General features: G+C 43.8%; 16 protein-coding genes. 15 read left to right on the forward strand and 1 reads right to left on the reverse strand.

Going from position 1 to position 23,378, the window contains the following annotated elements; all coding sequences use genetic code 11:
* Positions 1 to 20 precede the first annotated feature (20 nt).
* The 15 genes from N773_RS0102230 (at position 21) to N773_RS0102300 (ending at position 23,243) form a co-directional block, all read left to right on the forward strand.
* On the forward strand, positions 21 to 1,679 hold the full coding sequence (locus N773_RS0102230; RefSeq protein WP_024856245.1) for a hypothetical protein: 1,659 nt from the start codon (positions 21 to 23) through the stop codon (positions 1,677 to 1,679).
* Between the two features lie 199 nt (positions 1,680 to 1,878).
* Positions 1,879 to 3,405, forward strand: coding sequence for a tetratricopeptide repeat protein (locus N773_RS0102235; protein WP_024856246.1), 1,527 nt, complete (start codon positions 1,879 to 1,881; stop codon positions 3,403 to 3,405).
* Positions 3,392 to 3,763 carry a hypothetical protein gene (locus tag N773_RS0102240; protein WP_024856247.1) on the forward strand — a complete coding sequence of 124 codons (372 nt, stop codon included), beginning with the start codon at positions 3,392 to 3,394 and terminating at the stop codon, positions 3,761 to 3,763. The genes N773_RS0102235 and N773_RS0102240 overlap by 14 nt, the downstream gene beginning before the upstream one ends.
* 105 nt (positions 3,764 to 3,868) lie before the next feature.
* Positions 3,869 to 4,222 carry a hypothetical protein gene (locus tag N773_RS0102245; protein WP_024856248.1) on the forward strand — a complete coding sequence of 118 codons (354 nt, stop codon included), beginning with the start codon at positions 3,869 to 3,871 and terminating at the stop codon, positions 4,220 to 4,222.
* Between the two features lie 24 nt (positions 4,223 to 4,246).
* Complete coding sequence (locus N773_RS19645; RefSeq protein ID WP_024856249.1) at positions 4,247 to 4,561, forward strand: hypothetical protein; 315 nt, start codon at positions 4,247 to 4,249, stop codon at positions 4,559 to 4,561.
* 259 nt (positions 4,562 to 4,820) lie between these two features.
* On the forward strand, positions 4,821 to 6,050 hold the full coding sequence (locus N773_RS0102255) for a hypothetical protein (protein WP_024856250.1): 1,230 nt from the start codon (positions 4,821 to 4,823) through the stop codon (positions 6,048 to 6,050).
* Positions 6,037 to 9,567, forward strand: a complete 3,531-nt coding sequence (locus tag N773_RS0102260; protein ID WP_024856251.1) for an FtsK/SpoIIIE domain-containing protein — start codon at positions 6,037 to 6,039, stop codon at positions 9,565 to 9,567. The genes N773_RS0102255 and N773_RS0102260 overlap by 14 nt, the downstream gene beginning before the upstream one ends.
* Positions 9,568 to 9,570: 3 nt before the next feature.
* Positions 9,571 to 11,451 (forward strand): FtsK/SpoIIIE domain-containing protein, encoded by a 1,881-nt coding sequence (locus N773_RS0102265; RefSeq protein WP_024856252.1) that lies wholly within the window; start codon positions 9,571 to 9,573, stop codon positions 11,449 to 11,451.
* Entirely contained in the window at positions 11,451 to 11,792 is a 342-nt protein-coding gene (locus N773_RS0102270; protein WP_024856253.1) for a hypothetical protein, read from the forward strand. The genes N773_RS0102265 and N773_RS0102270 overlap by 1 nt, the downstream gene beginning before the upstream one ends.
* 6 nt (positions 11,793 to 11,798) lie before the next feature.
* A complete protein-coding gene (locus N773_RS22130; protein ID WP_155250850.1) occupies positions 11,799 to 11,969 on the forward strand; it encodes a hypothetical protein in 171 nt (56 codons plus the stop codon).
* Positions 11,970 to 11,992: 23 nt separating this feature from the next.
* Complete coding sequence (locus tag N773_RS0102280) at positions 11,993 to 13,921, forward strand: protein kinase domain-containing protein (protein WP_024856254.1); 1,929 nt, start codon at positions 11,993 to 11,995, stop codon at positions 13,919 to 13,921.
* A gap of 1 nt (position 13,922) precedes the next feature.
* A complete protein-coding gene (locus N773_RS0102285; RefSeq protein ID WP_024856255.1) occupies positions 13,923 to 14,279 on the forward strand; it encodes a hypothetical protein in 357 nt (118 codons plus the stop codon).
* A gap of 17 nt (positions 14,280 to 14,296) precedes the next feature.
* Positions 14,297 to 20,218, forward strand: coding sequence for a hypothetical protein (locus N773_RS0102290; protein WP_024856256.1), 5,922 nt, complete (start codon positions 14,297 to 14,299; stop codon positions 20,216 to 20,218).
* Positions 20,219 to 20,388: 170 nt separating this feature from the next.
* Positions 20,389 to 20,700, forward strand: a complete 312-nt coding sequence (locus N773_RS0102295) for a metal-sensing transcriptional repressor (RefSeq protein WP_024856257.1) — start codon at positions 20,389 to 20,391, stop codon at positions 20,698 to 20,700.
* A gap of 5 nt (positions 20,701 to 20,705) precedes the next feature.
* Positions 20,706 to 23,243 (forward strand): heavy metal translocating P-type ATPase, encoded by a 2,538-nt coding sequence (locus N773_RS0102300; RefSeq protein ID WP_024856258.1) that lies wholly within the window; start codon positions 20,706 to 20,708, stop codon positions 23,241 to 23,243.
* Here N773_RS0102300 and N773_RS23245 read toward each other — a convergent pair.
* On the reverse strand, positions 23,227 to 23,358 hold the full coding sequence (locus N773_RS23245) for a hypothetical protein (protein WP_278245325.1): 132 nt from the start codon (positions 23,356 to 23,358) through the stop codon (positions 23,227 to 23,229). The two genes, N773_RS0102300 and N773_RS23245, sit on opposite strands and share 17 nt — an antisense overlap.
* Between the last annotated feature and the right edge of the window lie 20 nt (positions 23,359 to 23,378).

The following is a 23,378-nucleotide window of genomic DNA, read 5'->3' on the forward strand; positions in this document are numbered from 1 at the left end:
AACAATATGGAGGCGATAACTTGAGCGGAATGGTCATAACACTAAAGAAGTCGAAATTTGACAGCTTTAGTGATGTGTTTGATAGACTTCTTTCAAAATTGAATGTCTATGACTCAACTGTACAAGATCTCAGAAACACGGTTGCAGGTGTTGGATGTGAAGAAAACAATCAAGTATCAAGTGATCTGAGTGACGCTATCGATGCTATAGTGGATTCAGAGGAAAGCAAGGAAGATAAGAAAAAGAAGATAAATGATCTGAAGGATAAGCTCGAAACTTTTGTAAATGATGCGGTACAGCATGAAAGGGCTGCGGCTGATAAGATAAGAGAAAAAAAGAAAGATTTTTATAAGAATTATAGTTATCTGGAACCTGATTGCGAAAAAGACTTTTGGAACAGGGCTGCAGATTTTGGGAAAAAAATAGGAAGATGGGTAGCGGATCATCTTGATGTTATTACGGCTGCCTTGATTGTGCTCGCGGCAATAGTGATTGTTGTCTTTTTTCCCGGAGCTTGTGCGATACTTGCCATTATTGTAGGTGTTTTGTCTGCCGTGATGGGTATTGCGGATATCGTATTCACAGTGGTTTTCGGAACAGATGTAGCCGGTATGCTGGAATATATGGGATTTGAAACATTTGCGAAATTTTATAAGGGCCTTGGATGGGGTCTTGATATTGCGAGTGTTATACTTCCTATAGGTGCAATGTCTGCAGCTGGAAAAGCGGCGTTTAAAGCTTCGGTCAAAAGTACACTCAAAGAAGCTTTCACACACCCGATACGTTCGATCGGCAATGTTTTAAAAGGTGGATGGAACTCGGTCAAGACTGCTATTGGCGGAGCGAGGACTGCTTTTGGAAGCGGCTTTAAAAATGGTCTGAAATTTTTACGTGATGGAGCACTTAAATGGGGCGGAAAACTGATAGGTCTGGATGAACTGAAAAATGGTAAGGCACTTTGGAAAGCTTATAAGAGTGGTCAGCGTGGAGCTGCGCTAAGTGAAACTGCGTGCAAACTCATTGGATTGAATAATATCCCGAACTTGAGTGATGGACCAAATATGCAGCGCTATGATAATATGATTGACGCGAACAGAAATGAACTTAATGCATTTATGGGAAACAACAGTAGTCTTACTACCAACGGAGCAACTTTCAAGGGAATGGATGTTAATGTTCCTACCGGAACCGGAAATTCCGGAGATGCTTTCCTTAATTCAGTCAAGGGAAATGAAAATCTTTCCAGGCAGCTGCTGGATAGCACGGGAGTTGATATAAATAATATCTCAAACGGAGATGATCTCTATGATGCTCTGAGACACAATGGTTTTACACTTAGTACCGGTGCCGGCGATGCAGCCGGAACTGCAAATGTAACAGTTGTTCCATCATGGGCATACAGAGCTACCGATGGCGGAGCGGAAACATCTCGTATTCTGACCAGTAATATTCCCGGTGTTAATCATGATTTCCGCAGCATCGTGATGGGCGATTATAATAGATATATGAATACTATGAATAATATGTTCCAGAATTCCTTTGGCGAGAAATGTGCAGGTGATCTGTTTGGTAAAGCTCCTGAGTTTATTTTTAACGAAGTTATACTTCCTAATTCGGGTTTGAGTGACCGTGAGCAGTTGGGCATTAAGAGCCTTGAAAAACTACCGATATTTAATTAATAAATAGAAGACAAGGTCAAAGGAACACAGGATCTCACTACAAAAACGGAGATGTTTGTGAGCTCTTCAGCGATACTGTAAAGTCTGCGCTACAGATTATACATTGATAGATACAATATATTAAAGATATCTATATGCAGAAACGGACAGGACAAAAGTCCGCAACTGTAAAAAAAGAGAACAACAGGAAGGTGATAAATTGGAATTTGATGAGTTGATGGCGGTCGGAAAAAATGCCTTTGTTACGGCAGATTTCAAGACGGCTGCAGAGTATGGCGTTGAGGGTCATAAGTTAAGACCTAAGGATCCCGATCCGCTGGAACTGGCGGCTAAAGCCTATCAGGCGATGGAAAACTACAAAGAAGCTATATTCTACTTTCAGAAAGCTGTACAATGCGATATTGATAACGGCGACAGATATGTGGAGCTTGGCGTAGCTTACGGCAGCAACGGCGACACGATGAAAGCGCTGGAGGCTTTCGGAGAAGCTGAAAGACATGAGATATCGGAGGATCACCTCAGCGGTATGTACAGGACACTCGCTATGGTAGATCAGGAGCTTGGAAGGTATGAGGACGCTATCGTAAATTATACCAAGGCTCAGGAATCGGGAATGGTTGACCTGGAACTGCTGATGTACAAAACGGTAGCCTGCTCGATGGCGGGCAAGTTCGGTGAGGCACTCAGGACAGCTAACACGATAAAGCAGCTTGCTCCGACTTCGTATGACGGTTACGAACTGGCTTACACGATACTGGTGAATTTTGAACAGTATGAGGAAGCCAATAAGGAACTGCTCAGAGCGAAGAAATATGTCAAGGAACTCCCGATGGATTACTATTTCAGTGTTTCTGACTACGAGAGAGAGATGTTCAAAAAGGACAATAATAACGATCATCTCGTGGCTGCGCTGTGTATGCTGGACATGGGACTTAAAGAAACAAAGCCCGATGTCGGTGAAGTTGTGAATGCTTATTTGCAGAGTGCTGAAATATGCTTACAGACAGGCAAGAATGAGGAAGCTTTGCAGATGCTGCAGGCTGCCGATCAGCCTGTACAGTCGTTCAACAGCGGATTCTCGGTACTGCCGTGGGTAGAACCGCCTGAGTTTGAATCACCGCTGAGCGATGCGTATTTTGCAGCAAATTCTGCTAAGTATGACGGTATGAGTTCTGAGGAACTTAACAGGGAAGCTGAGGCTATGGCAGCAAAGTCGATGCAGGAGGAACAGGAACCTGTTGATCCCGACATGATGACGCCTATACCCGATGACAAACCCGAGAAGTACAAGCTCCCGAATGAACCGAGAGAGCTTAGCGACGAAGTCAGGGACAAGATGAACCTGCTTTATGTTACTGCTTACTCTGCTCTCAATAAAAATGACAGAGTGCTGGAATATGCTGTAAAACTCCAGAGCAGCAAGGAAGCAGCTCTTGTGAATACGGCGAGATATATGGAAACCAAAGCCCGCGTAGACAGCGGCGCACCTGATCCCGAAAGACTGTATGATGAACTCATAAGGTACTACAACAGGCAGATCATCAAGGATCCTTCGGATATAACAGTATTCAGCTTTAAGGTACAATGTTATATAGATCAGGAAAAATATGATGAGGCTATAAGCTACTGCAGAACACTCTCTAAGAATGTAAGAGAGCCGCTGATGAAGCAGATAAGAGATGCTCAGAAGAAGTCAGAGGAGGGCGCAGAGAATGGCGAAACTTAAAAAAGACGTTAAGATCAACGACGATGCTTTTGACACAGCTATAAGTGATCTGCAAAAACTTTGGCATAGCGCAGATGACCTGAAAGGTGAATTTGAGCAACTGTTTAAGGATTTTGCGGAAGCACTCCAGTGTGAAACAGGAGATGAGCTTACGGTTGCAAGTCAGGATGTCATATTAGAGCCGATCGATAATCTGAAAATCGTTATACAACAGGTGTATAATACGCTGCAGATCGTTATCAATGAACCTCTTACTACTTGTGATGGTCAGCCGATTACCGTAAGTGACGATGGCGACGGCTATTACAAGAAAATATTCGATGATTTCAATACTCTCGTAGAGGGTATCACTACTTAATATTAACAAGTTAATATCACAGGATAAAAAAATACCTGTGATCAAATAAAAATAACAGCCGCAGATGCGGCAGAACAATGAGAGTTTTCAAGGAGGTATTTGAAAATGGCTGATGTAAATCAGGATGTAGGAACAATGGGTACTCAGGGTACTGTGAACATGTCGACTCAGATGATGACAGATGCGCTTAACGCAATCGCAGCTTACAAGGAAGCAATCGATGGCGCTTTTAGTAATCTGAATACACAGTACGCAAATGTTACAGCAAACTTTACAGGTGATGCTGCAAATGGTCTGCAGGAGTTCTATACAAATAAGATAGAGGCTATGCTGAAGAAGGATACCGGTAGCGTATATCAGCTTGTGGATGCTCTGAAGGGCTTTTGCGAGGCTGCTCGCGACCAGATCCCCGGCGACGCAGGGGTAGATAACGAGCTTGGTAAAGTAAACAGACAGTGATATAACAGAAAGGAGAACTATACCATGGATTGTATGATCAAAAATGCTGAGGTCAAGGACGCAGCTAACAATATCAAGACTACTGTAAAGGATGAATTCTTAACAGCAGGTACTACCTTTGTTAATTCTTTCAATGCAGCTATTGCTGACATGAAGGGTGAGGCAAAGGACGCTCTTGAAGAGTTCTTCAATAATAATATCCGTGATCTCGTAAGCAGCGAGGAGAGCGGTATACCCGCAATGGTAATGGGCTTCGGTGATCTGATCGAAACTAACCGTTCACAGTTTGCTTCGGTTGACCACAGCATAGCTGAGAGCATCAAGGGCGGTTCACAGTAATATCCATATCGGATAAGAGATCTTTAAAGCATTCTTCCGCATTATTGCGGGGACAGTGCTGAGTTGAGCTGGTAAGCAGCAGATATGTCCCATGGGCATACTGCTGCATACAGCTTTTCAATTATATATGGCAGTGATTTGTCTGATAGCTTTGAAGTTGTTCTGTTTTGAAAGCGGTGCTTTGTATTCATTGAAGTTATCAGTTTTTTTTAGTTTTTGGATCGTATGTCTGTGATGGCATACAAATGAGGTGGAATAAATGGCTTTTCGGGTATTGAGTGAAGAAGAGATAGAGAGATTGACTCCCGATCAAAAAGAGATATATGAACGCGAATACGATATGTATTGTAAAAGGATGCGTTTTGCAACGATTCTTGAGAGACTGTCAAATCTCGATCTGTCTAAAACGAAAGTAAAACTGACATTCCCGAAAATAATCAAGCCTGCAGAAGTTCACTTTGAAGAAATCGAAAGAAAGCCGGTGGATGCGCCGAAAGTTCCTGTGCCGCAGGTGGCTGAGGGTAAGTATAAAGCGCCCGAAATGAAGAAACCTGAGGGCTACAAGGTGTTTGTACCTACTGTCAGCGGACGTAAGTTCATAGCTCCCGAGCCTGTAAAGGTCAAGGGATTCAAGGTGGTAACTCCGGATGTTAAAAAGCCCGAGTTCAAAAAGCCCGAGAAACCTGTTATAGGTGAGATCAAAAAGGTAGTTCCCGAGGTAAGCAAGATCGAGTTCAAAAAGCCCGAGCAGCTTGTTATCGGTGAAATCAAGAAGGTAGTTCCCGAGGTAAGCAAGGTAGACTTTAAAAAGCCCGAGAAACCTGTTATCGGAGAGATTAAGAAGGTAGTTCCCGAGGTAAGCAAAGTCGAGTTTAAAAAGCCCGAAAAGCCTGTTATCGGGGAAATCAAAAAGGTAGTTCCCGAGGTAAGCAAGGTCGAGTTTAAAAAGCCCGAGAAACCAGTTATCGGGGAGATCAAGAAGGTAGTTCCCAAGGTAAGCAAGGTCGAGTTCAAAAAGCCCGATAAACCTGTTATCGGGGAGATCAAAAAGGTAGTTCCCGAAGTAAGCAAGGTAGAGTTTAAAAAGCCCGAGAAGCCTGTTATCGGTGAGATCAAGAAGGTAGTTCCCGAGGTAAGCAAGGTAGAGTTTAAAAAGCCCGAGAGGTCTGCTATCGGGGAAATCAAAAAGGTGGTTCCCGAAGTCAGCATGGTCGAATTTGTGAAGCCTGTAAGAGAGCCTGTAACTCCTGTTAAGGTATTCGTACCCGAGATAAATATTGGCGAGATAGGGAAGACCACTAAAACGTCTGTGGCACCAAAGGTCGAGCCTGTAGTACCGAAAGTTGCATCTGTGGACTATGTAAAGCCCGAGATTGCCAAGCCTTTGGGAGTGAAGGTGTTCGTTCCTCAGATAAAAACCGATTTTGAATCGGAAACTGCAGAGATCCTGAAAAAATTGCGGAGTGATTTAGCGAATGAAAAACAATGAGATAATGGTTTCGGCACGATTTTCAAAAAAAGGTGATGATTCTTTTGTAAAATCGCGCGAACTGACATTTCTCGTATTGAAAAGCATAACCCTGCGTGAGTTGACAGAGGGTATATTCTATGGTCTGAGGAAAAAAGCCAAGAGTGGTTTCGACTATGGTGATGTGGATCTTTCGATGACAGAGTGCTTTGAGATAATGAAGGAGTATCTTCAGAAATACCCTTTTATCAATATAAAGTACAAGTCCATCGGCTTTACCGAGTGCAAGGATATCAAGCAGGAGATTATAACTGAAAGCTGCATTGATTTCAACAGGATAATTGCAGAATATAACGAAGCTGAAAACGTTAAGATATATGATCTTACACTGGAAGAACTTGGTATCGTTACGGCTTCGGTTCTGGATTTCGATCTTAATGCTGTAAAAGCAGAGGGACCGTATATCTTTACCGACAGCGACGACAAGCAGATGACATCGCCATCTTATGTTGTAAAGGAGAAAAATCTTGAATACAACATTAGTACCCGCGATATCAATGTTGTTGAACCTTCGGTGATAGAGATAGCGCCTGCGGGCGAATATCCCAAGATAGAGGGCGGTGCGCTGGGCGGTTCCATGCTAACTTCTATGATATCCATTATGATGGGTGTAGGTATGCGTGTAGGTATGCGTTATATGGGTGGCAGCGCAATGGCAAGTATGGGAAATTCCATGATAATCATGTCAGTGGGAATGGGTCTTGTATCTGCGACTACTATGCTGGTAAACGGCATAAGCCAGCGAAGAAAGTCCATACGCAATGCTGATGACTGGGTGAGCAACTACGAGAGCTACATACTGAAAAAGCTCAAGCAGATAGAGGATTATCAGAGGCAGGACATACAGTACATGAATACTGTATATCCGAATGTTTCCAAGCTTTTTGATGGTGTGCGCAATGCCTCGGATGCCATATTCTCGCGTTCGCACAATGATGATGACTATCTTATGATATCCCTCGGTCAGTCAAGGCAGATCGAGCCTATGTTCACCATAAGCGCTGAGAAAAAGGATGAGGGTCTATCGGAGCCTATAACTTATAGGCTGGAGCAGATCGTCAATCCGACAAACGATACTCACTTTGTTTTCAGGATAGATCAGCCCGATGAAAAAGCAAGGACGAAGCTGCGTAAGCAACAGCGTAAGCTCCGCAAAAAGGATAAGAAAAATGGTACTACCGAGCTGAAAAACATTGTTGATGTGAATAACAGTGATGAGCTTCTGCTTTCGGAACTGGCTTACGATCTCGCACACAATGATCCTGCGGATATAGGTACTACGGATAACAGCAGTAATGGAAAAAGCAGGGTAGGATTCAGATATCTGAGAGATTACAAGAATCCCAGAAATCTTCCTCCGCTGCTTTTTGAGATGAAAAACTGTGGCGCTCTTGGTGTTATATACGATCCTGTCAGCGACGACAAGGTCAACAGCGAAGGTGATCCTGCGCTGAATTTTATTCGCCATGTAGTATTTGAGCTTTCATACTATCACTCGCCTGAGAATCTGCAGTTTGTATTCTTCTTCAAGCGTACTGACAATATCGATGAGCGTGACCGCACTATCGAGAACTACAAGTATCTTCCGCATACTAACGAGCTGTTCGGAAATTCGCTATCTCAGTTCGTATTCGACAAGAAGAGTGCGGGCGATGTTTACAGTGCCTTGTTTGGTATAATGAACGAGAGAAGCGGAAGCATAAAGACTAATGATGATAATGGCGACGGCGGCGATGAAAAATCCGAGGATCAGAATTTCACCCAGATAGTCTGCATAATGTTTGATGACTATGATATCAAGGAAACGGTGTTTTCCAGATTTTTGCCCGAGCCACCGAAGCAGGGTGAGGATTTCAAGAATCAGCTGGGACTGTCTTTCATATTCCTGAAAGACAAGAAGGGTATGCTGCCGAAGTATTGCAGCAGCATGATAGAGCTTTGCACAGGTCCCAGAGGTGAGCTTACAAGGCGCTACAACGTGCTCTCCCGTGAAACACTGGCACACAACAGCAATGCTGCTGATACCAGCAGTATGGTAGATAAAAAGAGATTTGAAAGCGATTACCTTTTCAAGGATCATTTTCAGTATCTTGATCATAACAACAATACCTGCAGGGTCGATGTAAAAAAAGAATTCGGCAGTGCCTACAGGCAGCTTAGTTCGCTGTACTACAAGCGTATAGCTGAAAACGGCAAGGTTCCCGATGTGGTATCGCTATTTGAAATATGGGGTATAGACAAGGAAGCTGTCACCGATGACCCTGCACAGAGCAAGGTATATACGATGATAAAGGATTACTGGGATTCTCCCCAGAACGATATTACCAAAGGGCTCAGTGTGCCAATAGGCAAGAACGAGCATGGGGTAACTTATCTCGATATGCACCAGAACGGCGACGGACCTCACGGTCTGGTAGCGGGTACTACAGGTTCAGGTAAATCCGAGACATTGATAACCTACGTTATCGGCTGCTGCATGAAGTACAGACCTGATGAGCTGAATTTCATGCTGGTAGATATGAAGGGCGGTGGCTTTTCTGACAGACTCGGCAATCTGCCGCACCTGGTAGGCGCTGTTACTAATACCACGGGTGAAGCCGAAGGTATCGCACCAGAGTATATGCTGAAGCGATTCCTGGAAACGCTTAACGCTGAGATAAAAAGACGCGAGGTAGTTCTGAAAGAACTTGATACGGATAATATAGATTCGTACATGAGGACGAGAAAGACAGTCCTGAAATACCGCGAGGATATACAGAAAGGTACAAGGACTCTGACCTCGATAAAGAAAGAATTCATAAATAAGGATAACAGGATAAAAGCTTGTGATCCCGAAAACCCCGAACCTAAGCCGCTTTCGCATCTGCTGCTGATAGTGGACGAGTTCACGGAGCTGAAAAGATTTTCAAGCGAGAGCAACGATATAGATTTTATCAAGGATATCACTACGATAGCCCGTGTGGGCAGAACTCTGGGATTCCATATCATACTGGTATCGCAGAACATCGAGGGTGCTATAACCGAAGATATACGTGTAAACTCCAAGGCGAGGATATGTCTTAAAGTTGCGACCAAGAGCGCATCAAAGGATATGATAGGTACGCCCGATGCGGCCGCGGCTACCATGCCCGGACACGGAAGAGCGTACATACTGGTAGGCACGGGAAGCAGATACGAGTATTTCCAGTCTGCATACACCGGTGCAAACAGGAACCTGTCCATAAAGGGCGATGTCAATATGACAATGGTGCCCGAATGCGGCGGCTTTGATGACAGCTTCTATAATTCCAAAAAAGATAATATTAGAATGGCAAAACAGAACAAGAGCGTTAATGAGGACGACAACCAGCTCAACTACATCATCAACACTATAAATGCGCTGAAAGATGATTATGAGCCTTCGATACAGCTGTTCCTCAATCCGCTCAAGGCTGATGTTGAATCAGTAATGGACAAGACAGAATGGGAGGGTATCTGACAGATGACGGAAAACATCATAGTTCAGCTTGGAAAATACGATGTTCCCATTCTGCAGAAGCAGCCTGATTTCGAGGTCGATCTGTTGAAATCGAATATAATCCTGTTCGGTTCTCCCCAGAGCGGCAAGACTAATCTTATAAGGCTTATAATCAATATTCTTCACAAAAAAATGAATGTGGAGAATGAGCAGATATTCATACTCGATTTCGGCGGCGCACTGGCTGATTATCAGACCATGCCGCTGGTATCGGCGTATTTTGACAATTCCAACGAAGAATACGTAAAGCGTGTTTTTAAGATACTTGAAACAAAGCTGAAAGAAAACACAAGGGCTTTGCAGGGCGTGGGATTTGCTGCTAAAAAGGATGGTCAGCCAAAGCACATAACATTTTTTATAGACAACTTCAATTCGTTCCTTGATGAGCCGAGATATCAGGGCTATCAGGAAAAGTTTGCAAGACTTTGCCGTGACGGTCTGTCGAAAGGCATATCCGTAGTGGTAACTGCGTCGGAGAACAAGGGAATGAGTTCATACATAAACAACCTCGGGCAGAAGATAGCGCTTAACCTTTCAAACGACAGGTACGGCGAGATATTCAGCGGAAAGGTATCCAGCATAGGTAACATTCCGGGCCGCGGTTTTGCGAACATAACCATGAGACTTCGTGAAAAGGACCGCAAGGGAAAGTATCACGAGATAACGGGTACTTACAATATAAACGCTCCCTACGAGATACACTGCAACTTCGCAGAGGATATCAACAAGGGCGATTTCAGGATAAATCTCCACAAGAAGTTTCAGTACGATGCGGATAATAAGTGCTTCGGAAAACAGGTGGAGAAATACAAGATATTTCCCCAGACTTTCGGAGTGGCTGAGTACCATCATCAGCTGGAAGGCGAGCAGGATATAACAGATCCGCAGTATGAAGTTGCTGTGGGACTCGACTATGTTGATTTCAAGCCTGTTGTGGTGAATTTCAAGGATTCGCGTTTTCTGGCGGTATACGCTAAGCGCGGTGCGGGACAGGATCAGCTGCTGGACAGGATAGTTACGAGCCTGATGGAACACGATCACAGAAAGCTTGTACTTTTCGATGACGGACGCGGTCAGCTGAAGATGCTCAAAGATAAGTTTCCCGCTGCGAAATACATATCACAGTATGTAGCGAGGAGCGAGCTGGAAAAGGAAAAGGAAACGCCGAAAGAGCCTGAACCTGTACCCTCAGCGGCATCAGCAATGATGGCAGGAAGGACTTCGGCAGGCAGCAGCTTTTTCAGCGGACAGAAGGCTGAACCCAGATTTGCGAAGCCCCCCGAGATAAGCAAGCCTGTGATACCACAGGGTTCAAAGCTTTCACCTATGCAGCAGCTTATAAAATACATACACGAGGAATGCGTGGACGTAGGCAACTTTGCGAGCCTGCTTTACACGGGCAAGGAATATCTTTCCATGCTGGAGAGAAATCCGAACGTACCCATAGGGTGCCTGGAAACTTACCGTGACCCCACCGTTTTCGTACTCCACAGCAAGCTGGTATACAGCTCGGTGCGCGAGAACAAGCAGTTCCTTGAATACATAATGCCGATACTTTCCGATATGGCTGAGGAAAGGGATTACATATTCATTTTCTCGGATGTAAGGAAAATGTCGGATATCGAGATGAACGATAAGTTCAATACTCTGGTACATACGGCTTTTGTGCTTGACAATATTGCTGAGTTCGTAGCGGAGAAAGGACAGAAGACCATATTCGGTGATCTCGATGTAAAGATGCTCAAAGCAGACTATGCGCTCTGTGAAAAGGGCGATGGATATTTTTATGACGTAGAGGCGGACAGCCTGAAAAAGTTTAAGATGATACAAGAGGAGGATTTCTGATGGCAGACGAATTTGTAGTTAATGACGCTGTGTTTAAGGTTGTTGATACTACCGAGATATCAAAGCTTCAAACTAAAGCACAGCAGCTTGTTCAAGATTTTGAAGATCTCAAAACGGAATTTAACAGAATTAATGGAGCTTTGCTGGATACTTGGGAAGGCGAAGGCGCTGACGAGTATAAGTATGAGACAGATAATATACTTGAAAAGATAGGCGACATGAACAGTGCCGTTGACGCACTCAATACAGATGGTATAAGCAATGTAAGGCAGTCGATCAGCGATATGGATGCCGAGCTTGGAGAGCAGATCAGAAAAATGGCTAATGACGAGGAAGAGTGATCTTTAATGGCAAATGGTTTTGTCAACAGTACGGACAGCTTTCAGCAGGAAGAAGAATACAGAGCGCAAGAGGCAAAGCCTCAGAAGCTGAATACAACTGCTGAAAAGAAAAGTATCGTCGATGATAAACTACAGGTCAATATATTTGATCTGTTAGGATTTATAGACGAAGACTGATCGGATAGGAGCAGCGCGGCGTTATGCAGATTCATGGTACAAAATTTACGTATACGATCGACACCAGCTACCAGGACCTTTACAGATACGGCGACGGTTTTATTGCCCGCGGTACAGAAAGTATAGTATATAAAGGCATAAGAGCGGCAGAGGGTATCTCCAGCGAGAATATCTGCATGAGCTGTGTACTCAAATTCAAGCGAAGAGGTACAAACGACAGGATACTGAGCAGATTTAAGAGTAAGGATCTGAAGATATTCAACGATCTTCAGGGCTGTCGTTCGGTAGTCAGGATATACGATCTTATAGAAGATCTTGGTGATTTTTCGATAAAATTTGAACACGTAGCCGATGGTGAAGAGGAGTTTTATATCAATCGTCACGGATTCTTCTGTGTTGTTGAGGAATTCATCGAAGGTAAGACCCTTGAAGAATTCTGTCTGGAATATGGTGATTTTCCGCTGGTAATGAGATCTAATCAGGCTGTTACAGGTTTTAATGATTACAGCGATGAAAGCAAGATGCGTACCCGTAAGTATGTTAATGACAATGATTTCTGTCTGCGTTTTCAGAGTGTAATCTATAATTTTGCTGTAAAGCTTTGTGATGTGCTTGATTATATGCACAGAAACAGGATACTCCACATGGATATCAAGCCTGATAATATCATGATAACAAATGCAGGCAACGAAGTCGTGCTTATCGACTTCGGCAGAGCGAACTATATGGATTACGGCAAGGATTATGTAACTGTACAGTTCGGTGGAGAAAGCCTTGAGGAATACGGTACGGTAGGATATGCCGCTCCTGAAGCCTATAATCTTGAAATGGTACCCCACGCTCACTTTACTTCAGAAAATCTGAATGAAGATATGAATGGTGCCTGCCGTCTTACAGTAGAAAGCGATATTTTTTCACTGGGCGCTACTTTGTGGGAATGTATGAACATTTTCGTACTGTACATGAACAACGAGGAATACCGCAAGAAGTTTTTGAGAGGATATCATTATCAGACATTTTTTGATACCTCGATAATGCTAAACGAGGAAACATACTGTAACCGCGATCTTTCACTGGCTTCCGTGCATTTCTACGAAAAGCTGGAGCAGATAATCAAAAAGGCGACAAGATCAAGGTCATATAATTATTTTGACAAGAGCAATAAAAATTATTATCATGACTATGCAACGCTGAGAAACGATATAATCGATGCAAGAGAGCGTTCACCCGCGGTGCTGAGAACTGATGACATAAAGGTGCGAAATTCTTTCAATGTAAGTGCAGTGTTTATGGGCCTTCTTGTCACTCTTCTGTGTTTTCAGAGCTTTCTGTACTTTTTTGGCGGATATTTTGCTGCCCATAAGATAGATTCTATCATGGAAAGTTATCAGGTATCGAAACATGACGCGCTGAGACGTGCTGCTGAGGAACAGATGAAAGCTACTGATCCGGATGGCAGAAAAAAGATCTACGAAAGAATATATGATTTTTATTATAATGAGAACGAGGGTACTGATAAAACAGTTATGAGCGAAGAAGAGGCTGAGGATCTTGCTCAGCTTCTGGATATGATACCCGACGAGGAGTATTCAAGGACGCAGTTTGATGAGCTTCTTGGCAATACCGACAGACAAGTGCTACTTGTGTTCTCGGAATACGCCGCTGCAGCTGATCTTGATATCAAGGAAGACAGCGAGTGTATCAGTTATAAATTGCTAGAAAAAATATATGAATCAAGACAGCCGAGATATGCGAATGATTGTTATGAGTCACTTGTTGAATACGGAGACCGAGAAGAATACAACAATCTTCTAGCTTATCTTGCAAAACAGCTCAACACAGATGAAAAGATAGACAAGATAACAGAACAGCGTGAAAGTGATGAGCCTGATGCTCTGGTCAGACGTTCTGTAAAAGAATATCTTGACAGCTTTGAGGAGCGTGGTGTATAATATGAGAGATGGATTACTATCAAAGCTCGCCGAATTGTTTGGTGCGTATTTTAAGCGCGGCAGAAAGCCGTTTCTGATAACCATCGCAATATCTCTGTTTCTGCTTCTTTTGGCAATGGGGATTCTGTGGTTCACAGGTGAGTTGGAGCATTTTATAAACGAATGGGATATCAGGTATAATTCTGCGGCACTGATATTTCTTGTGAAATTATTTTTCGCTGCGGCGCTGGCGTTTTTCTTATATGCGGTTTATATAGGACTGAAAAAGTACAGGAGATATTCCTCTATCGGAAAGCCCTATAAAAACGGCACTTCATATAAGGCGCTGAGCAGGATACTGTATGGAAAAAAGGATTAATTGAAAGGAGAAAAAGTATGACTATCGCAAAGAGGATTCTTTCTATGGTGGCAGCACTTTCTATTGTTTCAAACAACAGCGTTCCTATAGGGCTGGCGCATACATTGATGAATGCTGACCATGGAGAAAGAGTTCAAAATAACAAGATTCTCAGTGACGAAACTCTCACCGATGACGAAGATAGTGACGGCCTGACAACTTCTGATGAGGACACAACTAACGATGAGAATGCTACCGATGAGAACGGTCACACATTAAGACCGAAGCTTAATGTAAAATTCCCTGAAAATGACAACTGGGTAAAGGATCTGGGAAATTTTGAGGTTTCAACTGAACCGGGTGCTAACCTTTTTTACAGGATCGAATCTACAGGTTTTGAACCCAACGAATCGGATATTAGAGTTGGATCAGCAGCTTCTTATGATATCAGGGAGGATCATCCATTACCGGAAGGCGAACATTATATATGTTTTTATGCTATGTGGCCCGGTTCGGACATGGCATCAATTTCTAAAGTTTACCACTACAAGCTTGATAAAAATGATCTTATTTTAAGTAATCTGAAAGCAGTTCCGTGGTTTTGCGTTAACCCTGTATATTTGATAGATAATTTTTCAAAAACAGGTATCTTCATCGTAAATGATGAGCCCATTAAAAAAGATGCTAACTGTCTTTACAAGGTATATTATTCATACGGTAAGGAATGCACTAACTGGAACGAACTCAAAGAACGTGGTCATGAACTTAACCCTTTCTACCGCAGTGACGGTGCTTTTGATATTTGTTTCCCTTTTGAACCGGAGATGTGCAATAAAACTATTTATGTCTATGTCTTTGATAAATCCGGTAAGCATGAGATCAAACAATATTCACTCAGAAACAAGGGCATACCAAAATTCAAGTATCTTGGTGCTGTAAATATCAACGACGGAAAAGAAACTCCTGTTACAACACAGGCTTACGGTAATAAAGATCTTAGCGAGTATCCGTATACAAATTATACCTATACCAGTGATGCTTCTTACCTGAAGGTTAAGGTCAGTGACGATACTATAAAAAATTGCTCTGTAAAAGTCAAGTGGACTGATAAAGATGGAGATCAGCTTCGTGATGTCAAACTTTCGGATATCCCTGTTCCTGAGGGCATCACTCCTGAAAAGGATGTTGTATACGTACCTTTCTCCATGCTCAATCTGAAGTATGACGGCAATTATAAATTCACTGTTTCCGCATCGGATAGGCAGTTTGATTCTAAGGGCGTTAAATTGTCTGAGGATTTCTACTATTCAAAGACTGACGACCGTGACGCATATGCATCAATGTCTCCTGTTGAAGGAAATAAAAATGTCAGCCATGATAACGCCGATCATTCCGATCTGGATGAGACTGTAAATGCTTATCTCATCGATGAAGGTGAAAATGGCAACAGAATCGCGTTCAATCTGAGTGATGATCTGGGTATTGCTAAGTATTCGGTTCAGATCAAGAAAGATAACGAAACAATTTATGAAGTTAAGGACGTTGACGTTACGGCAACTGCGGTTCCTGTCGATGATGAAAATGCAGATACAGCAGGCGATGTTTACTATAAACCAACATTATCTGTACAATCGGAGGAGATACCGCTCGCTAAAGATGGCATTTATTCAGCATGGATCAAAATAAGCGATATTGACGGCAATGTAAAAACCTATGAATACAAATTTGCTGTTGATAGAGAAGCTCCAACGATCTCAGGCAACACATATACGATCAGCCCTGAACCTAAATATACACCTTACGGTATATTCTCAGATAAAAGTCTGACTATCACTCTTTCTGCCGATGATAATTTACCAAATAATATCAACCCTGATGATATACAGCTCCATATAATCGATAAAGACAACAGAGATAATGTATATATAGCTAAGCCGCAAGGAACCAGCTATATATTTGAAGGAATCAACTCCTATGTAAGCGGCAAAGCTCATATAACTGTATCCGATAAGGCAGGCAATACCAGAACCTATTACTTTAAAACAGTTGAGAATTTTGACGAAAAGATGACCGGCGAAAAGCTTACATTGACACCAAATGAAGTCAAGCTTGTGATCGACAAAGAACAGCCGAAAATAAAAATCAAAGCTAATGGAAAAGGTCAGAACTTTTACCCTGTTGACGGAAAGAAATATGCCCAGTTCTTCGGCAATTCTTCCGAAAATTCCTTTGATTTTACGTTCACTGATGCTAATGCTCTTAATGAGCATGAAATTATCATTACTGACGATAATGGCAGAACAGATGCACAGCACACCAGCAGGAAGTCGTATATTGAAGGCGATGAACCTGTTACATCTTACACTGTAAATATCCCCACTGATCTTCCGACAGGCAGATATCATCTTGATGGACACGTAAGCAACCTTGCAGGATCAGTAAATGATGTACCAACTGCTTATCGGGAATTCTATGTTGATAAGGCCGCTCCTACGATTAATGGTTTTGAGGGCTTCGATGGTTCTTCTTACGAGATCGTAGATGTAAAAATAGTCGATGGAGAATTGATTCTTAGTCAGCTGAATGATGCGCTGAATTATAGGAAATACGGTATCTTCGGCAGTGAAAAGATATCTCTCGCAATTTCTGTAAAAGATAACCACTTCGGCTGCGGTGTTAAGGAAGCAGAACTTGTATGGGGAAATCAAACATACAAAGGCACCTATGACAGCAAATCGGGCAAGTATGTATTTATTGGTATAGACATCCCTGATAAAACAAAAGGTTATTATACAGGTGATCCCAAGATCACAGTTCGTGATAATCTGGATAATGAGAACACCTACTATTTCACTACTAACTCATTAGGCTCGAATGTCGGAGAACTTATCCGTGAAGATCCCGAAACAGCTCATGAACGCGTGTTCCTGACGCTGGAGAATGGCAAACCTACAGTAAGTCTTAAGGTCGGCGTTGGCAGCGAATATACTGAGATCAATGATCAGATATGGTACTCAGGTGAAGTCGATTATAAAGTATCGGCTAAGGATCTGGGTGTATACAGGTCAGGTCTGAAAGAAGTAAATGTTTACAATGGCGACGAACCTAACGAAAACAATCGTATCCTGCAGAAAACTTCATATAATGGAGTTAACTTTGAGGATGTCAGATTTGTAAAAGATGTTGCCGAGTATAATTATTCTATTACTGAGGAAGGTCGTTATAACCTGATAGCAGAGGCAGTTGACAATGCAGGCAATTCTAACAAAGTTTCTGAGGAGTTCTTTATCGATATGAAGGATCCCGAGATAACTGAGTTCATTATCAACGGCGAATCTGAAGAAGCACCTTTCGAGCACGACGAAACTTACGGCTACTTCTTTAAGGAAAAAGCTACTGCAAGAGTTTATGTGAATGACCCCGGTGTTTCTTCGGGAATAGATTCTATAACTTTTTGGACACGCGAAGTTGGCGGAGATCCTGTTTCGTGGCCGGTTGACCCCGAAAAGGTGAGAAGTGATACTAAAGGAACTTATGCTGAATTTGAGATCCCCAAGGGCTTCAAGGGTCATTTGGCGGCTGAGGTAACAGATAATGTCGGTCGCTCCTCTAAAATACTGGGTCCTAACGGAACAGTTATTGAGGACGATCAGCTCCATTCCGAACACGCTACGGTTACTATCACTCCTGTGGGTACACCCGTAAACGGTCTGTATAATCATGCCTTGGCTCTTAATGTAACTGTCAGGGATACTTTCTCGGGTATATCCAACATAAACTGGTCCATAGACAAGGATAACAAGAGCGGTCAGCTGAATGCTTCCACATATGATATGTCGCTGGTAAGTGATTATCCTGTTGATGAGAAAATAATCAGCACCGATGCTAACCTTATAACAGAAGTATCATTCCAGCTCCTTGTTGAGGCAGATGAAAGCGACAATCAAGTTACTGTAACCATGACAGATAACGCTGGCAACACTTTGTCCAGTTCCGCAGAATTCTCCCTTGATCTGACTGCGCCTGCTGTAAGCACATCTCTTGGCAACAGTGATGCTAAGAACGGTATTTACTATGATAAGGATCAGCAGGTCAACCTGTCGATCGTTGAAAAGAACTTCAATAGCTCTGATGCGAAGGTACTTGTAAACGGCGTTGAGCAGAAAGTTGCTTGGAGCGGTGACGATTCAGGCAACGGTCTTACTCATACTGCTACGGTTGATCTGAAAGATGACGGCGATTACACTGTTAAAGTCGAATACTCCGACCTTGCAGGCAATCCCGGTACATTCGATCCCGGACAGCACTTTATCATTGATAAGACAAAGCCTGTTATCACCAATAACTTTGCTGATTTCAAGACAGGTACTCCCGATGAGATCAGCGGAAGCACCGAACTTTACTACAATAATCAGGGCGACAGAAAAGCAGAATTTGAGGTAAATGTTACCGATAAGAACTTTGAAGAAGAAGACCTGAACATAAGAGTATTCAGCAAATTAGCAGGAAGCTCTCACAAAGAAGACGAAAGTGAAGAGTGGTTTGAAACCTCTCCCGAGTATACATGGACCCACAATACTGCTAAGGATTCTCATCGACTGAATTTCAAACTCGACGAAGACAGTGTTTACAAGATCGAGATAAGCCCTAAGGATCGTGCGGGCAACGACGGTGAGATAGCAGAAGGTTCTTCAAGCAAGACTGATATATTCGAGGTCGATACAACTGTTCCTGTTCTCGGTGCACGTAACGAAGGCGATTATAATGAACTGACCGATGATAAATACGATGCTCTTGCAGTGTATGACATTGACAGATTTGAAGACGAAGCGCCTTTTGTTGAATTTACAGACACCAACCTCTACAGACTGGAATACGAGCTGACTTCCTTTAAGCCTGCTTACAGCGACGGCAGGGAGATAGGCGAGATACTTCCGGGCGAGAAAAAGGCTGATGAGAAATACAGCGACTTTGAAAAGGACAAGGCTATAGATATCTCGAAGTCCGAAAAAGCTCTTGAGCAGGACGTTATCAGATATACTGTGCCCGATTTTGACAAGGACGGCGTGTATTCCGTTAAGCTGTATGCAGTAGATATGGCAGGCAATAAGAGTGAGGTTAGTGATAATACCTATGTCCGCATAATGAACACTCCAATGCTGGCTTATATCGAAAACAGCAGTAAGAAAGAGGGTACAGGCTGGTACTCATTTGAGGACGACGAGTATGGTCCTATATCGAAACAGCCTACAAGCTTTGAGGATCTTGACATAGTCATGTTCTCAAAGGCAGGCACTTCGCCTAAGCTGCTTCTGGTTGATAAGGATACCGAAGCTGAGACCGACACTCATGCAACTGCTGCGGGTGAGAGCCTGATAGAAGATGAGCTTTATATGGTCAATGCAACAAAGTACAGACTTTCCGGTGAATTCTTCGCTACGACCTTTACAGACGATGCAGATACCAGACTGTATCTGAGAGCTGAAAATGACGGCGAATATGTTGACCTTGGTGAGATGTACATCGACAACACAAAGCCCGAGTGCGCAGTACCCGATTATCTTTCTGACTGGGGCTGGCTCAAAGGCTCAGGTGAAAAGACCATTACCTTCTCTAATATAAGCGAGATTCTTGACGATAATCAAACAGTTGTTTACGTCAATGGTCAGGAAGTTACGGCAAACGGTCTGCAGACAAGTGTTGACGGCAAAGATGTCAGCGCTTCCTACAATGCAAAGGACGATGAGCTGTGTCTGACACTTCCCGCAGGTACTTATTCGATAGGTGCTAAGCTTGTTGATAAGGCAGGTAATATGCGTATAATCTCCGAAGTTGAGCATTTCTCCGTGGGCAACACCAGGATATGGCTGGGCACGGCAGGTGCTACTATGCTTATCGTTACCGTGGGTGGTGTAACGGCAGTAGCAAGAAGCAGACGCCGCAGATTATCCAATAAGTAAAATCATACTAAGCTGTGCAGAATGAACTTCTGCACAGCTTTTTGTATGCTTTGTATGCGGCGAATGTTGAACATTAAATTTCTGTGAAAGCTCTTGACAAATACCCTGTGGGGGTATATAATGTATGTATAAAGAATACCCCTGTGGGGTATAATAGGAGCTGATAAAGTATGTCGGATACTGAACATAATTGCTGTTGCTGTGAAAGAAAAAAAGTCCGCAGTGAAAAGGAACGCCGCGAGCTTATGAACCGTCTGAAACGAATAGAGGGTCAGATACGCGGCTTGCAGCGTATGCTTGATGAAGATGCATACTGCCCCGATATCCTGACTCAGGCTTCGGCGGCAAATTCTGCACTTAACAGTTTTTGCAGAACTCTTCTTGCAAGCCACCTTCGCACCTGTGTATCGGAGGATATCCGTGAGGGGCGCGAGGATACTATCGATGAACTGATGAATACTCTTGAAAAGCTTATGAGGTGATTTCAATGGAGCAATATCAAGTCACGGGCATGAGCTGTGCGGTCTGCGCGGGTCGGGTGGAAAAAGCAGTAAAGGAAGTTCCCGGTGTGAACTCATGCAGTGTAAGTTTGCTGACAAATTCAATGGGGGTCGAGGGAAGTGCATCGGCGGCTGACATAGTTGAAGCCGTTGAAAAAGCAGGTTACGGAGCATCACCCAAGAGCACATTGTCAAAAACTGACACAGGCAGTGCGCCATCCTGGGCAGATTCTGACGCACTTAAAGACCGTGAAACTCCAATTCTGAAAAAACGTCTGATGTGGTCATTGCCTTTGCTGATGGTACTCATGTACTTTTCGATGGGTCATATGATGTGGGGCTGGTATGCACCTGAAGCATTCGATAATCATGTTTTTCTCGGACTTTTTGAACTGCTTATCGCGGCGGCTGTTATGGTCATAAACGGCAAATTCTTCGTTTCCGGCGTGTCGTCACTTCTGCATAAAGCTCCGAATATGGATACCCTTGTGGCACTGGGCTCGGGAGCATCATTTATTTATTCTGTCGCAGAGCTTTTTCTCATGATACTTGCTCAGGGTAACGGCAGACATGATATCGTGATGAAGTACGGCATGAATATGTACTTTGAATCTGCCGCCATGATACCGACACTTATTACTGTAGGAAAAATGCTTGAAGCAAAGTCAAAGGGACGGACTACTGATGCACTCAAAGGTCTGATGAGCCTTGCACCGAAGACCGCTGTGCTACTGAAAGATGGTGTTGAAACCGAAGTAGCCATTGATAAAGTTGTCGCAGGGGATATCTTCGCAGTACGTCCCGGAGAAAAGATACCCGTAGACGGAGTTATACTGAAAGGCAGCACATCGGTGGACGAATCAGCACTGACAGGTGAAAGCATACCCGCAGATAAGTCTGAAGGGGACAATGTTTCCGCTGCAACGATAAATCAGCAGGGGTATATCGAATGCAGGGCAATAAGGGTCGGAGAGGATACCACTCTTGCAGGTATAATACGTACTGTATCCGATGCCGCCGCTACAAAAGCCCCCCTTGCTCGAATAGCCGATAAAGTTTCAATGATATTTGTACCGACGGTGATAGTCCTCTCTGTACTGACACTTGCATGCTGGCTGATAGCAGGGAAGTCCTTTACATTTGCCATAGCGAGGGGTATCTCTGTGCTGGTTATAAGCTGTCCCTGCGCACTTGGGCTTGCAACACCTGTTGCGATAATGGTGGGCAGCGGTGTAGGTGCGAAAAATGGCATACTCTTCAAAACTGCCTCTGCCCTTGAAGCCGCAGGCAGAACGCAGATAATAGCCCTTGATAAAACAGGCACAGTGACCGAGGGTCAGCCATCTGTTACCGATATAATTCCAGTTGGCAGAGATGAAAATGAACTTCTGACCCTTGCCGCATCACTTGAAAAGAACAGCGAGCACCCTCTTTCAAAGGCGGTGACCTCTGCTGCTGATGGTCTGCCGATTAGGGAAGTTACGGATTTTGAGGTGCTTTCAGGGCATGGTCTCAGGTGTATGCTCGATGGCAAAGAACTTATCGGCGGAAGTATGAAGTTTCTTGCTTCAAAGGGTATATCCGAACCATCGCTGACAGAACGAGCAAATATTTTGTCTGAACAGGGCAAAACGCCATTGATGTTCGCATATGGCGGTGAAGCGGCAGGACTTATCGCTGTTTCCGATAAGATAAGAGAGGATTCCTCAAAAGCAGTCCGCGAACTTAGAAATATGGGCATAAGCACCATAATGCTTACAGGCGATAATCATCGCACAGCAAAAGCCATAGCCGCACAGGCAGGCGTTGACCATGTTATTTCAGATGTTCTGCCTGCTGACAAGTCAGAGGTAGTGACCGCCATGAAGACCCTTGGCAAGACCGCAATGGTGGGCGACGGAATAAACGATGCCCCTGCACTTACTTCCGCCGACAGCGGTATAGCAATCGGCGCAGGAACAGATATCGCAGTCGATGCCGCGGATATAGTGGTTATGAAGAACCGCCTTTCCGACGTAACTGCCGCCATAAGGCTTAGCCGACACACTATACGCAACATTCATCAGAACCTGTTCTGGGCATTTTTCTACAATGCGGTGTGCATACCTCTGGCAATGGGGCTGTACGGAATTGAGATGAAGCCGATGTACGGCGCGGCGGCGATGGCACTTTCAAGCTTTTTCGTATGTATGAATGCTCTGCGGCTTAATCTGGTAAAGCCATATGATGCCGCTCATGACCGAAAGATCGGGCAGATAAATAGGGAAGCTATCGCAGAGATAGTTTCCCTGACAGAAAAAAAGGAGGATAAAACCATGACAAAAACAATGAAGATCGAAGGTATGATGTGCCCCCACTGTGAGGCAACTGTAAAGAAGGCTCTTGAAGCTATTGAGGGCGTTGAAAGTGCCGCACCCGACCACACCGCAGGTGTTGCTGTGGTAACACTCTCGGCTGAGGTTGAGAACGATGTGCTGAAAAATGCTGTTGAAGCAAAGGATTACAAGGTCATCGGTATCGAGTGATCATGAAATATCTGTTATAGCAGAAAGGCAGTCTGTGCAGGTCGCGCAGGCTGCCATTTATTTCCTCATCAGCCGCAGGAGGTGGCTTTGAGGTCGGTTCGGGTGATCTTGGCATTGTCTTTACCTCCGTTTGGG

The organism is Ruminococcus albus AD2013 (genome assembly GCF_000526775.1).
GTDB classification, from domain to species: domain Bacteria; phylum Bacillota; class Clostridia; order Oscillospirales; family Ruminococcaceae; genus Hominimerdicola; species Hominimerdicola alba_A.